We start from the raw sequence: 13449 nt of genomic DNA on the forward strand, positions 1-13449 counted from the left end.
TTACTTTCGGGCTTTGTTACGGTTTTAATTATCAGAATATTTGCACAAAAATTGCCCGAAAATGCAGATTCAGAAAAGTTATGCCTTGACAGTCTCAAAAAATTGCCTTATAATTTAAAAAAATTAAAGGAAAAGAAAGAGGAGGTCACTGGTATGGTTCCAAGTAAGACAACTCAAACGATTAACAACCGTTATTACTTTAGCTTCTTTAGATAGTGTTTGTAGACATGGTACCCATGGATACAAACACGTTACAACGTCAGTTTGTATCTATGGGGCTAAAGGCTATTTGAGTTGTAGGTCCACATAGATAAAAAATATCTAAGTGGGCACCCTATCAGTGTATCTTCTTATACCTCTGTATTTGTATAAGACCATTTAGATATTTCTAAATGGTCTTATTTTTATACCCAGAAAGAGGAAATCATGAAAAAAATATCTCGATTTACGATTATTGCCCTAGTTTTACTGACTTTGACAGCCTGCCGACAAGATAAGGTTGCTCAAAAAGATCATTACAAAATTGGTATTGTTCAGTATGCCGAACACCCTGCTTTAGATGCTGCTCGCCAAGGTTTTATCAAAGCCTTGGCAGAAGCCGGTTACAAAGAAGGTAAGAATTTACAAGTGACTGAAAAAAATGCCCAAGGGGAACAAGCCAACTTGCAAACCATGGTTGAACAATTGGCAGGTAAGAATGACCTTAACTTTGCCATTGCTACACCAGCAGCGCAAGCTATGGTCAATGCCGACCAAGAGACCCCAACGATTTTTACGGCAGTCACCGACCCTGTCTCAGCTGGCTTGGTCAAATCTCTAGACAAGCCTGGGAGATCAGCTACTGGTTCTATTGATGCTGGTGATGTTAAGCAGCAAATTGACTTGTTGACAAAGGTTTTACCCAAAGCAAAAACGGTTGGTATCTTTTATAACTCTAGTGAAGTCAACTCTCAAACCCAGGCCAATCAGGCTAAAAAGGCTCTAACTAAGAAAGGCATCAAGGTCATTATAAAAACCGTTACTACAAGTAATGATGTCCAACAAGTCATGACCAGCCTGGCCAGCCAAGTGGACGCCGTCTACCTGCCAACGGACAACACCGTAGCTTCAACAGCCTCAACCATTGGACAAGTCTTAAAGGAGGTTAAGGTACCAGCCCTCGGTAGCGATGCAGCCTACCTTGATGCAGTTCTCCTGACATCAGGTGTCGACTACCAAGCCATTGGTCATGCGGCGGGTCAAGTAGCCGTCAAAGTCCTTAAAGGAAAAAAGGTTTCAGCTATTCCCGTTGCTAAGCCTCAAAAAGCCCAAATCAAAATCAATGAAGACATGGCCAAAGCCATCGGAATGGATGTGGCCCAACTCAAAGCAGCCATCAAATAAAGTGAGGAAAAAGATGAAAAAAATAGCCAGTTATTTAGCAATTGCTCTAGCCAGTTTAAGTTTAGTAGCCTGTCGTTCCACGACTGGCAATAGCCAAGCACCAAAGGAAAAAGTAACAGTTGGAATTCTTCAGTACATGGAACATGATTCTCTAACTGCAGCCCGTAAGGGATTTGAAGCAGAGCTCAAGAAAGAAGGATATGTTTCCGGGAAAAACCTGACCCTTGATTATCAAAATGCCCAAGGAGACCAGTCTAATCTCCAGACCATTTCAGAACAGCTAGTTAAGAAAAGTGATTTGATTTTAGCCATTGCCACACCTGCAGCCCAATCCTTAGCCACAGTTTCAACAGATAAACCAGTGGTTTTCACGGCTGTAACGGACCCCATGTCGGCTGATCTCGTTCAAAGCCTTAAAAAACCTGGCGGTCTTATAACAGGAACCAGCGACCAGGCACCAATCAATAAACAGGTAGACCTTTTAAAACAAGCTTTACCAAAGGCTAAAGAAATCGGAATTCTTTACACTTCAAGTGAACGGAATTCAGAGGTTCAGGTTAAAGAAGCTGAAAAATACCTCAAAAAAGCAGGTTATAAGGTGGTTAAAAAAGGAATTTCGTCAACCAATGATGTCCAAGATGCCACTAACAGTTTGATGAAGACAGCAGATGCCCTCTTTGTTCCGACTGATAACACCGTAGCTTCAACCATGACCATGATTGGTGAATTGTCAGTTGAGCATCATGTTCCAGTTATTGGTGGCTCAACTGACATGGTTGATGCCGGCGGTCTCTTAACTTACGGCACAAACTACAAGGAACTTGGGAAACAAGTGGCTAAGCAAGCCGTTAAGATTCTTAAAGGTCAAGACCCAGCTAAAACACCAGTAGAAGCACCAAAAAAATTAGAGCTTCATATTAACAAGGATTTAGCTAAAAAATTAGGCATTGATGTTTCACATCTCTCAGTAAAATAAGCATTTAGAAAAAGGAGTTTTCATGGCACTGATTTTATCCAGTTTATCTCAAGGCCTCTTATGGTCGGTAATGGCTATCGGGGTTTACATCACATTTCGAATCTTAGATATTGCTGACTTAACAGCAGAAGGGTCCTATCCTTTAGGCGCGGCTGTCTGTGCGACTGCCATTGTCTCTGGTCTCAATCCCTTAGTCGCAACCCTACTTGCCTTTGCCGGTGGCCTTGGCGCAGGGTTAGTCTCTGGCTTGATACACACTAAATTAAAGATTCCTGCTCTGCTAACAGGGATTGTTACTCTGACTGGTTTGTATTCTATCAACCTTAAAGTTCTCGGTAAGGCAAACGTGGCTCTCTTAGGTCAGAAAACATTAGTTACAGAACTTTACGACATGGGCTTCACTAAAACGGCTTCTGTCATGATTATAGGAGGCATCTTTGTCCTGCTTGTTATCGTATTCCTAACTTTGTTAATGAAAACGCAAATTGGTCTAGCTCTGCGATCAACCGGAGACAACATCCCTATGAGTGAATCTAACGGGATTAATACGGACAATATGAAGATATTGGGCTATATGCTCTCAAATGGACTGATTGCGCTTTGTGGGGCACTTCTCTGTCAAAATAATGGTTACGCCGATCTCAATTCTGGTGTGGGGACCATCGTTATTGGCTTAGCATCAATTATCATTGCCGAAGTCGTTATTCGTAACCTCAGCATTGGTTGGCGCCTAGCCTCAGTGGTTCTTGGTTCTATCATTTACCGTCTGATTATACTGGCAATTCTCTCTATTCCAGGCATGGACGCTGATTTGGTTAAGCTTTTCTCAGCCATCCTCTTAGCGACTGTCCTCTTTATCCCTGAATTGCAGAAGAAGTTGAAGATTCGTCAGCTAAAACTTAGTTAGGAGCAAGCATGACAACACTATTATCCTTACAAAATATTCATAAAATTTTCGAAGCAGGCACGGTCAACGAAAACCATGTCTTGCGCGGTCTCAACCTTGAGGTTGAAGAGGGCGACTTTATCTCTATTATCGGTGGTAATGGTGCCGGTAAGTCGACCTTGATGAACACCCTCGCCGGAACCCTCAAAGTCGATCAGGGTGACATCCAGTTAGAAGGCAAGTCCATCAAAAATCTAGCTGCAGCAAAAAGAGCCAGCCTAATCAGTCGTGTTTTCCAAGACCCCAAAATGGGAACAGCTTCGCGTTTAACCATTGAGGAAAACATGGCCATCGCATACCGTCGAGGTAAGAAACGGGGTTTGAGTTGGGGCGTTAAAGAAGAAGAACGAAAGATTTACAAGCAAGCCCTGAAAGAATTAGGACTCAACTTGGAAAACCGCCTCAAAGTCGACACACAATTCTTATCAGGTGGGCAACGGCAAGCTCTAACGCTGCTCATGGCATCACTGGAAAAACCCAAAGTGCTCTTATTAGATGAGCACACCGCAGCCCTCGATCCTAAAACCAGTGACATGGTCATGGCTCTGACCGACAAAATTGTCAAAAACCATAGCCTAACCACCCTGATGATTACTCACAATATGGAAAATGCTATCCAATATGGCAACCGCCTGGTCATGCTCCATCAAGGCAAAATTGTCGTTGACGTCAAAGGTCAAGAAAAACAGGACTTGACCGTAGAAGAGCTGATGCAACTTTTCCACAAAAACGCCGGCCAAACTCTCAAGGATGATGCTTGGTACTGGGGTAGCACGAGCTAATTCAAAACAAAACCTACTCCTTTTCGTGGAAGGGACGTCAGCGAATTCCTTGTTTAAAGTGGTTGGGTTTGAAATGCCTTTACTCCTTTTCACTAATGGTTCGGACGGAAGCGACTCCCTTCGGGATTCCATTCCTAAAACTGAAGCCTCTGGTCTTCAGTTTTCCGAGTAGCAGTAACTTAATCTGTTACTGCTACAATTACCACTATGAAAAGGATCTAAAACTAAAGAAAAAATGGACTTGTCTAAAATAAGAGGAATAATATCACCACAAATACAAAAAAATCTTTTTGAAGTGACGGACACTATTAGACAATACTGATTCAACATCCTATAATAGAAATATCACTAGGAGTTGTTACCTACTGATTATTATAATTATTTCCTCTTGGCGTAAGTGGATACTTACGTTTAAGAATAATTCTACTATAGAAGCCATCGTCATAAGTGGTTTCTTTTTTTGTATCAATAAGTTTTATATTTATGCGAATTGATTTATAAGTTACAGCTTAGTGGGCATTTTTCAAATAAGCCATCTAAATAAAAGCGACCCACATTAGTGAGTCGCTTTACTGCCGGTTTATTCAGGTGTCTGCCACCGCTTGGCTCTTAGATCCAAGATTACTATCGGATTTGCTTCTGGTGTCCGCCACCACCTGACCCTTGTGTTCAGGATTACTATCAGATTGACCATGAGCCGACATCTCAATATGAAAACTATTTTAGCTAAGATTTTTCGTTTTTGCAAGTTGCAGATAAACAAGTAATAAAGAAAACACGCCCGCCTTTTAGGTGGAAATAGTAAGGAGATTTTTGAAACCAAAGGTTCAAAAACCAGTCATGGAATTCAAGAGTTTAATCTTGAATTCGCTGACGTCCCCTTCACTAAAAGGCTGGCGTTTTCTACTTCGAGCGAATCTATTTTTGAGTAAAATAAGACCAGTCCACAATTAAAGACTGGTCTTTTAATTTTATAGTAAATCCAATTCTTTCAACTTATCATCAACCATGTCGAGGACTTTGGCTAAGTCTTCTGGTTTTTGGACGAAGTCCAGGGTGTCGCCGTCAATTTTCATTTTTGGTGAGACATCGTATTGCTGGTACCAGTCTGGATATTCACCGTGGACTTGGTAGTAGTATTCTTCTAAGCCTGGGTTGCCGTCAACTTGCTCAAAAGAGCGACCACGTTTTTCGATGCGCTCTAACATTTTGTCAAAGGAAACATCGATGTAGATAAGGAGGTCTGGGCGTTTTTTAGGCATGCCCTCAAGTTCTTCCAGCATGTTGCCAAGGAGTTCTTGGTAGATTTCCAATTCGGTTTTTGTGACGTTGCCGTTTTTGTAGTTGAGTTTTAAGAAAAGTTCGTCTTCAAAGATGGAACGGTCAAGGATGTTGTTATCTTGTTTATAGGCCTCTTTAATCGATTTAAAACGTTTATTCAAAAAGAAAATTTGGAGTAAAAAGGCGTATTTTTTAGGGTCTTGGTAGTATAAGTCAAGAACAGGATTGTTATCGACGGCTTCGTAAAAAACCTCAGTTCCCAAGTGTTCTCCTAGAGCAGCAGCGAGGGAGCTTTTACCTGCTCCAATAGTTCCGGCTAGTACAATCAACATGTTTCTCCTTCAGTGAAATTAACGAACTTGTGCAAAGATATCCTGGACTTCGGCCAAGGTGCTGGCGCGTGAAACAGCACCTCGAACTTTAGCAGCACCAGCAGTTCCCCGTAAATAGTGGGGCGCCAAACCACGGAATTCCCGAACGGCAATGGTTTCGCCCTTGAGATTAATTAAGCGGGTCAAGTGGTCTTCGGCAATGTCTAATTTTTTGGCAAATGGAAGATCAGGTAACTCTTCTCCCGTCTCAAAGAAATGGTTAATTTGGGTGAACAAGTATGGGTTGTTCATGGCTGCGCGTCCAATCATCACAGCATCAACGCCGATTTCTTCGATCATAAACTTGGCATCTTGGACGCTACGCACATCCCCATTCCCGATAAAAGGAATTTTGGTGATAGCCTTAGAAACACGACCAAGTGTTTCGTGGTCACAAGTTCCCGTGTACATTTGTTCCCGAGTACGACCGTGCATGGCCAAGGCAGAAACACCTGCTGACTCGGCAGCTAGTGCATTCTCAACAGCTAGAGAGCTGTCAGCCCAACCAGTACGCATTTTAACGGTTAATGGAATATCTAAAACAGAGGTTACTTCTGAAACAATGTGGTAGATTTTGTCAGGGTCACGGAGCCATTTGGCACCGGCTTCGTTTTTAACCACTTTATTAACCGGACAACCCATGTTAATGTCAACAATATCTGCTTTGGTATTGGTTTGGATGAAATCCGCAGCCCGTTTTAACCCTTCGGCATCTCCCCCAAAAAGTTGAATGGACATTGGATGTTCATTCTCGTCAATGTGGAGCATGTGTAAGGTTTTTTCGTTGTTGTAAAGGAGACCCTTTTCGGAAATCATTTCCATGACAACAAGTCCGGCACCAAATTCTTTAGCGATGGTCCGGAAAGCTGAGTTGGTTACACCCGCCATGGGTGCTAAGACGGTACGGTGTGGGATTTCAACATTCCCAATCATAAAAGATGAATTAAGCTTTGTCATTGATAATCCCCTCCAAATCGTTTTCATTAAATTGGTATTTTGTTTGACAGAACTGGCAGATGATCTCAGCACCATGATCTTGGTCAATCATTTCTTGCAGGTCACTTATTGGAAGTGACATGAGGGCTGACTCAAACCGTTCTTTGGAACAATCACATTGGAAGCTTAGCGATTCTTCAGACAGACGTTTGTAAGGGTCATCCCCATAAAGGGCAGCTAAAAGGGCTTCGATATGGTCATCAGAAGCTAAGAGGTTTGAAATGGCCGGCATCTTTTGAAGTCGTTCTTCATAACGGGCAATTTCCTCATCACTTGCGCCTGGCAAGACTTGGAGCATGAAACCACCAGCAACTTTGACCTTGTCATTTTCGTCTAAAAGAACATTAAGGCCGACCGCAGATGGTGTTTGTTCTGATTCCGCAAGGAAATAGGCAAAGTCTTCGCCGATTTCACCTGAAATCAGTGGTGTGGTTGAGGTATAAGGATTGCCAGTGCCGTAATCAACAATGGAGACAAAATGGCCATTGCCCATAAAAGGACCAACCAGAACTTCGCCAGTTGCTGTTTTTTTGATATCAACACCGGTATTTTGAATGTAACCTTTCACATGACCTTTGGTATCTGCTACTGAGATGATATGACCAAAAGAAGAGTCGCCAATGACCTTAACGGTTACTTTGCTGTCTCCTTTTTGATTGGCTGCTAAGATTTGATTGGCAATCAGGGTCCGGCCAAGTGCCACCGTTGATGATGACATGGTACCATGCATTTCCTGAGCTTTTTTAACTGTTTCTGTACTATCAAGCACAAAGGCTCTAAAAGAGCCTGATTGTGAGATTGATTTTATCATTTTATCCATAACTAGTATTATAGCATAAAGAAAAAATCTTGCGGTCTGTAACAACCGCAAAATTAATTGAAAATTTTAATGAAAAGTCTTACAGGCTATCATCATTTAACTAGCTTGGTCTTGTCCCTCAAAGGCCTGGCATTTTGCTTTGAAGTGAGCTTGGATTTTATCACGCAAATGGTCATTGAGTTGGGCAAGAGCAATGTGAGGTACCAGTTGACTAAAGAAATAAATGTCTAAGTCTTCCGTTTGCTCAAGCGCCACGTCGGTCAAGACCAAATCATAATTCTGACGAATATTCTCCATGTCGATCTCTAATTCATCATGAATAGTAATGTCAAAATACTGACCAGTAAAAGCTTGCAAGAATTGCCCTAAATTAGCCCTTCCCGATTCGATGATTAAAAGCTTTTGCTTTTGGATGGAATGGCTGAGCTGTAAAAAGAGATTATCCCAGTAAACCAAGACAATGTAGAGCAGCTGGCCTCTCATTTTTTCCGGGCAGGAGAGGCCACGTTTGAGGAAAGGTAAGAGCAGAGCCTGAGAAAAAACGTGACAGAGCTCAGGATACTGAGTCCGGAAATAATTCAAGTAGGGCTCCTTGTGGTCAAAGACCAAGTAATTTTGATGGCGGTCTTCTTCTCCTAAAATAGTCGCTTCCTGCAAAATGCGGCAGAGCTCCTCCCTATTTTGCAATGCTAATCCAAATTGCTCTTGCAATTTTTCTAAGACGGCTTGCCAAGCATCGGCAGGGATGGCTAATGGTTCTAGGGCTGCGGTGGACAAGTTATAGTCGTTAAAGAAGAGATAGTTGCGGCTATAGGCAGAGAATAATTCTGACAGGGCGGTGCTATCTAGGGACAGACCACTGCTTTCTAAGAAGCGCTGCGCCAGTTGGGCCATGGGTTGCAGGTCTTTAATCTGTTGGTAGAGGAATTGGCTTGGCAGGTCACTATTTGCCAAAGTAAAGCCTTGGGAATAACGGACCAGATTAACAGCTGCTAGAACTTTCAGGTGGCGGTAGTGGGTCCGATCCATAGGGGTGTCGAGACTGGTCACAATCAGGTCGATCAAATCGGAGAGGACGCTCTCAGAAATCATGGAAGCAAAGGGCCATTGGTGCATGTCATAGGCTTCGGAAAAATACTTGAGGTAGAAAAGGCGAATTTGCTTTTCTTGGCCGACTAAGCCCAGTTGCTTGATGTCAATGTGACAGTTGAAGAAATTTTCGAGGTAGCAATTGGTCTTTTTAATCAGGCGCTTGAGGGTCGAGAGGCTAATGAAGAGCTGGTCCGCCAAACAATCCAGTGACTCAGGATCCTCAAAAAAAAGAATCTCTAAAAGGCGTAAGGAAGGGGCCTCTAATAGGATGGACTGATAGAGTTTTTGTGGTCCGAATTCCCTCTTATATGACAAACTTAAATGAGGCTCAATATAGGGAAAGGCCTTGATTTCCGGAAAGGTTGATAGGTGGGCGATTTCCGTTTGCAGGGTCATAAAAGAACAGTCCAGATAATGACAAATGCTTTTATAATCATAAGCCTGTTTTTTCTGGCTCATCAGTTTTACCAGATTAAGTTCGCGCAATTGTTGGTTGGAAAATAAGTCTTTGTTAATGAACATCAATAGGTCTCCTTGGGAATCAGCTCTTTTTTAACCTTGGATTCAGTTAGATTAAAATTAGAAAATAATAAAGGTGAATCCGTTGTATTTAGATGAAAATAACCTAAAACAAGAGCTTTTATAGCTATTTTATTATAGAAATCAATATTTTAATAGAGTAATCATAAATTTAAAATAAATTAAAATAGTGACCTTTATTCTCACTTAAAACTCATATATACTAAAACCATAGCTTGGACAAGAGGCCAAAGCCTTTTTGCTGTCGGCAAAACTTGCCCACTTACTATCACATGAGGAAAGAGTAAAGGAGAACATCGTATCATGGATAAAAAACAAAAAGCACGTAAACACTTATTACGTCGACTCATCACCAATGCAGCCCTAGCCGGCACAGCCTTTTCAACCTTCGGCGGCGCCCTAGCAACGACCATGGAGGTTAAGGCGGATGAGAGGAGACTACCGCAAATTGAAAAAGAAGTAGAAAATGGACTATTGAAAGTTATTGTTGATAATAAGTTTGACCGAAATGATGAACGTAGTATTGCTACGATAAGAGAATTACTAAATAATGCAAATAAAGATACATTATTTAGATTATTAAAAGGATTTGATCCAAGTGATGTAACCTATCCTAATAGTATGTTAGATTTCTTAGATCGAAGGATTGGAGGTTTAAGAGATGGCTATAATTCTGCATCGTTAAGATCTTTACTAGTAGAGACTTTAAAAGGTAAAGTTACCGAGGTTGAGGAGAAACGTCAACTAATTGAATTGTTAAACAAAGATAAAGAGAATGCACTTGAAAATATTCAAGATAAAGAAGCAGAATTGTTACTAGTAAACGATGAATTAAAACATTTGGAAAATGAAAAAATTAAAATTGAGTCTCAACTTGAAGAAAAAGGTCTTGAAGCTGAAAGCAAAGGTCAAAAATTAAAAGAAGCTGAAGCTGAACTTGTCGATACAAAAGATAAGCTTGCTTCTGAAAAGATTCGTGCTAATTTAAATGGTTATGGTATGATTGAGCTTAAGGCTGAACTTGAAAAAGTAAATAAAGAACATGATGACTTTGCTAAGCTTGCCGCAGCTGCTCAAGAAGATTATGAAAAAGAGTTGGCCTTAGATGAGCAAAAACTCAAAGATCAAGAAGATAAGAACAAAGAATTGTCTGCTAACCTTAAGACTGCGGAGGAATTTTACCACGAAAGCCAAGCGAAATTAGCAGAGGCTGAAAAAGCGAAAACACAGTTAATGTCTGAACTTGAGAATGCGCAAAAAGCCCTTGAAACGGCTGAAAGCAGCATGTCTGAATACTCTGAAAAAGTTGAGACTTTAAAGGCAGAGCTTGAAGCAAGTAAGACTGAAGCTGAGGACCTTAAAGCTAAGGCTGAGGAAGTCGATAAAGAACTTGCAAGTACAAAAGAAGCTAAAGCAAGTCTTGAAAAAGAAATTGAAGACATGAAAGCTAAACAAGCTGAGGAAGTGGCTAAGTTAGAAGCCCTTCTTAAAGAAAAAGGTGCTGACATCAGCCGTCTTGAGACAGAATTAGCTAATAAAGTAAAAGCTTTTGAAGACAAAGAAAAGATGTCTGAGCAAGAAAAAGCACAATTCCAAGCGGACATTGAGCGTCTGCAAAAAGAGTTAGCTGACAAAATGACAGCTAAAATGCCTGAACCTCTTGCTAACAAAGGAGATGGGCAAGAGAAATCATTGCCAAATCCGGTCAACCACAATATTCCAAAAGTTGAAGAGAAAAAAGAAGAAAGCCATCAATTGCCTTCAACTGGTGAAAAAGCAGCTAACCCACTCTTAGTGGCTGCTGGCCTTACTTTCTTGCTTGGTGCTGGTACTTACGCCTACGCTGGCCGTAGCAAAAAAGACTAAAACTGGTCTCACTCTTTTCAAAATCTATTTGAATAGCCAATTGATAGTCAACAGATTCCCATAAGACACAAAAATCCCTAGTCCTTCGACTGGGGATTTTGCTTATCTTAGCCTTCTTTATCTCTTGTAAATGGGCAATTCAGGGAAAAGTTCTTGGAGAATTTTTGGGGTAATGGCTTGGCCAGGACCCTGGTGGCAGTAGGTGTGCATGTACATGGATGGGTTGAAATTCAGTTCAATACAGTGCACGTTAGGCTGGCTGATATCAGCTTTCTGGTTGATGTCGGGAATAATCAAATCGACCCCACAAACCCAGGCGCCCATGGATTCGGCCATTTGGGCTGCCAAATCCTTGTAGGATTGGTCCATTTCCTCGGTTAAGTCGACAGAGTCGCCACCGGTGGAAATGTTGGAATTTCCACGCAGTTCCACTTTGACACCATCTTCAAGAATACTGTCCACGTCATAACCTTGTTGAGCTAACATCAGTTGTTCAATAGCGCCCAGTTGGATTTTTTCCAAGGGTGAGCGGTGATCACTGCCACGAAGGGGGTCTTGGTTTTTTAGGTCAACAAGCTCTTTGATGCTGTGTTTACCATCACCGACCACATTAGCTGCTAGACGAAGCAGAACGGCCTCACATTTGCCGTTTAAGGTGAAGAAACGGTATTCGGTACCGGCAATGAATTCTTCCACCAGGACGTCTGTATCTTCAGCAAAAGCGATGTCTAAAGCCTTGGCATAATCTGCTTGGCTGGCTGGATTTTGGAAGATGGAAATCCCTAAACCGAAGTTAGTCGATTTGGGTTTGACCACGATGGCCTTGTCAGCAATCAACGGGTAGTAGCGGAGAGCCGCATCTTTGCTATCAAATTCCTGCCCTTGCGGTGTCGGGAAGCCAGCCTGGTCCAAGATTTTTTTGGTGACGGTCTTGTTGGCCATGGCTAAGGGAACCACGTAGTTGTCACGCGAAGTCATGTTGCCATTTTTGACCAGTTCGACGTGGTCTTGGTGCCAGAGTTTTAAAAATTGGTCGTTTTCGTCCAGAATTTCCAGGTTGACCCCTTTTTGGATGGCGTCAAACATGAGCATTTGCGTTGACAGCTCCATGCTTTCATAGCCCTTCAGTGCGTAGGGCGCCTGGGTAGCCTCTTGGTGGTATGCTTTGGCTTTGGTTAATCCAAAGGCCGCTAGGGATGCGTCAGCGATTTGACCAGAAAGACGACCGCAGATGGTTGTTTCAGGTGCCTTTACAGCCAGTGCCATTTGGTCAACCAAGCCTTGATAGTATGCATCCAGATGGAAGTGTTGAATCAGGTCGCGCATGGCGTCTAGGATGATTTGTGGCTGAGCTTGTTCTGGGAGTGGCTCTAGTGGATGTGCTAGGGCAATGGTTTCGTTGATTGCTTTAGCTGCTGTCAGGTCGGCATCGGCATTTTCCAAATCATCTATCCAAAGCAGACTGAGGATGAAGAGGTGGAAACTATCCAATGTTTTTTGGGTGATGCCTAGTGGGTCAAAAGGGTTGATGTCGAAGTTGCGGAACTCCAAGTAGCTGATGCCTTTTTCTAGGAAGTCGCGGGAGTGCTTGCTGCCACGGAGGCGAACAGCTGAATAGAATTCTTTTTCAAGGGATAGATGGCCTTGAGTAATCATGCTCTCAATATCGGAAATATAGTTTTCTAGCGATGAAAATGAGATTTGGACCTTATCCTCATTGGCGTAACCATAAGCCTTGCTGGATCTCAGAGAGCGGACTGGGCCTTGAGGCATGTTTGGGTAGAAGTCTTTCTCAGCCAGTGGTGTTGCTCCAAATAGATAGGTGACAAACCATTGGTAATTGAGGAATTGGCGGGCTAGCTTCATGTAGAGCTGATTGCGAAAGTCAACAGGATTGTCTAGGGGACTAAGTTCAAGAAGGGCTTTAGACAGGTTTTCCCCTAATCCAAAGTTGTAGTGAATACCAGAAATAGATTGAATCAATTTGCCATAGGTTTCAACCAACTGTTGGCGATATGCCACTTCTTCAGGATTATCCAGTTTGGCAATCTGGATGTCTTCTGCTTGGAGGTAAGGGGGCATCGAAAGCGGCCAGATGACGTCATCAGCTTCTAAGGACCTTTGGGTGACATCATAAATAGCCCCAAGCCGGCGTCTAGCTTGGTTTGTTGATGTCGAGATAGGAGTAATCAGTTCTAACTGTTCTTCGCTAAAATCGGTCTGGATATAGGGATGCATGGTACGTGAACCCAGCACAGAAGGGTGGTCGCTCTTAGCAATTTTGCCTTCAGGGCTAACCCGCAAGCCCTCTCTTTCTAAACCAAAAGTAGCTTCTAAAATATTGGTATTTTCAGGTAATTTTTGTAAAAGTTGATTGAGCATCTAGTGCCTACTTT

The 13449-nt window shown here is 42.3% G+C and carries 10 protein-coding genes; 5 read left to right on the top strand and 5 right to left on the bottom strand.

The features are described from left to right. The first annotated feature begins 426 nt into the window (after positions 1–426). The 4 genes from AT575_RS08170 to AT575_RS08185 are packed head-to-tail and all read left to right on the top strand — an operon-like array spanning position 427 to position 4087. Positions 427–1383 (top strand): ABC transporter substrate-binding protein, encoded by a 957-nt coding sequence (locus AT575_RS08170; protein ID WP_102777918.1) that lies wholly within the window; start codon positions 427–429, stop codon positions 1381–1383. A 13-nt stretch (positions 1384–1396) separates the two neighbouring features. Beyond that, positions 1397–2359, top strand: coding sequence for an ABC transporter substrate-binding protein (locus tag AT575_RS08175; RefSeq protein ID WP_102777919.1), 963 nt, complete (start codon positions 1397–1399; stop codon positions 2357–2359). 22 nt (positions 2360–2381) lie between these two features. Beyond that, a complete protein-coding gene (locus tag AT575_RS08180; protein WP_102777920.1) occupies positions 2382–3266 on the top strand; it encodes an ABC transporter permease in 885 nt (294 codons plus the stop codon). Between the two features lie 8 nt (positions 3267–3274). Next, entirely contained in the window at positions 3275–4087 is an 813-nt protein-coding gene (locus tag AT575_RS08185; RefSeq protein WP_102777921.1) for an ABC transporter ATP-binding protein, read from the top strand. 971 nt (positions 4088–5058) lie between these two features. Here AT575_RS08185 and AT575_RS08190 read toward each other — a convergent pair. From AT575_RS08190 to AT575_RS08205, 4 genes are all read right to left on the bottom strand, one after another. Continuing rightward, positions 5059–5700, bottom strand: coding sequence for a deoxynucleoside kinase (locus AT575_RS08190; RefSeq protein ID WP_102777922.1), 642 nt, complete (start codon positions 5698–5700; stop codon positions 5059–5061). Between the two features lie 18 nt (positions 5701–5718). Beyond that, entirely contained in the window at positions 5719–6696 is a 978-nt protein-coding gene (gene dusB, locus AT575_RS08195) for a tRNA dihydrouridine synthase DusB (protein WP_102777923.1), read from the bottom strand. Beyond that, the gene (hslO, locus tag AT575_RS08200; protein WP_102777924.1) at positions 6683–7555 is read right to left on the bottom strand and encodes an Hsp33 family molecular chaperone HslO; all 873 of its coding nucleotides are present in this window, start codon (positions 7553–7555) and stop codon (positions 6683–6685) included. The genes dusB and hslO overlap by 14 nt, the downstream gene beginning before the upstream one ends. Positions 7556–7651: 96 nt before the next feature. Beyond that, positions 7652–9169: an AcpB/EbpR/MafR family transcriptional regulator gene (locus AT575_RS08205; protein ID WP_102777925.1), complete on the bottom strand. Its 1518-nt coding sequence runs from the start codon at positions 9167–9169 to the stop codon at positions 7652–7654. 321 nt (positions 9170–9490) lie between these two features. Here AT575_RS08205 and AT575_RS08210 point away from each other — a divergent pair, with 321 nt between their 5' ends. After that, complete coding sequence (locus AT575_RS08210) at positions 9491–11053, top strand: LPXTG cell wall anchor domain-containing protein (RefSeq protein ID WP_102777926.1); 1563 nt, start codon at positions 9491–9493, stop codon at positions 11051–11053. Between the two features lie 117 nt (positions 11054–11170). Here AT575_RS08210 and gshAB read toward each other — a convergent pair whose 3' ends face one another. Continuing rightward, complete coding sequence (gshAB, locus tag AT575_RS08215; protein WP_102777927.1) at positions 11171–13435, bottom strand: bifunctional glutamate--cysteine ligase GshA/glutathione synthetase GshB; 2265 nt, start codon at positions 13433–13435, stop codon at positions 11171–11173. Between the last annotated feature and the right edge of the window lie 14 nt (positions 13436–13449).

The organism is Streptococcus penaeicida (assembly GCF_002887775.1).
GTDB classification, from domain to species: domain Bacteria; phylum Bacillota; class Bacilli; order Lactobacillales; family Streptococcaceae; genus Streptococcus; species Streptococcus penaeicida.

Bases quoted from the DNA above. Each gene is read 5' to 3' on its own strand.
- AT575_RS08170 (WP_102777918.1), top strand. From the start codon at position 427: ATGAAAAAAATATCTCGATTTACGATTATTGCCCTAGTTTTACTGACT.
- AT575_RS08175 (WP_102777919.1), top strand. From the start codon at position 1,397: ATGAAAAAAATAGCCAGTTATTTAGCAATTGCTCTAGCCAGTTTAAGT.
- AT575_RS08180 (WP_102777920.1), top strand. From the start codon at position 2,382: ATGGCACTGATTTTATCCAGTTTATCTCAAGGCCTCTTATGGTCGGTA.
- AT575_RS08185 (WP_102777921.1), top strand. From the start codon at position 3,275: ATGACAACACTATTATCCTTACAAAATATTCATAAAATTTTCGAAGCA.
- AT575_RS08190 (WP_102777922.1), bottom strand. From the start codon at position 5,700: ATGTTGATTGTACTAGCCGGAACTATTGGAGCAGGTAAAAGCTCCCTC.
- dusB (WP_102777923.1), bottom strand. From the start codon at position 6,696: ATGACAAAGCTTAATTCATCTTTTATGATTGGGAATGTTGAAATCCCA.
- hslO (WP_102777924.1), bottom strand. From the start codon at position 7,555: ATGGATAAAATGATAAAATCAATCTCACAATCAGGCTCTTTTAGAGCC.
- AT575_RS08205 (WP_102777925.1), bottom strand. From the start codon at position 9,169: ATGTTCATTAACAAAGACTTATTTTCCAACCAACAATTGCGCGAACTT.
- AT575_RS08210 (WP_102777926.1), top strand. From the start codon at position 9,491: ATGGATAAAAAACAAAAAGCACGTAAACACTTATTACGTCGACTCATC.
- gshAB (WP_102777927.1), bottom strand. From the start codon at position 13,435: ATGCTCAATCAACTTTTACAAAAATTACCTGAAAATACCAATATTTTA.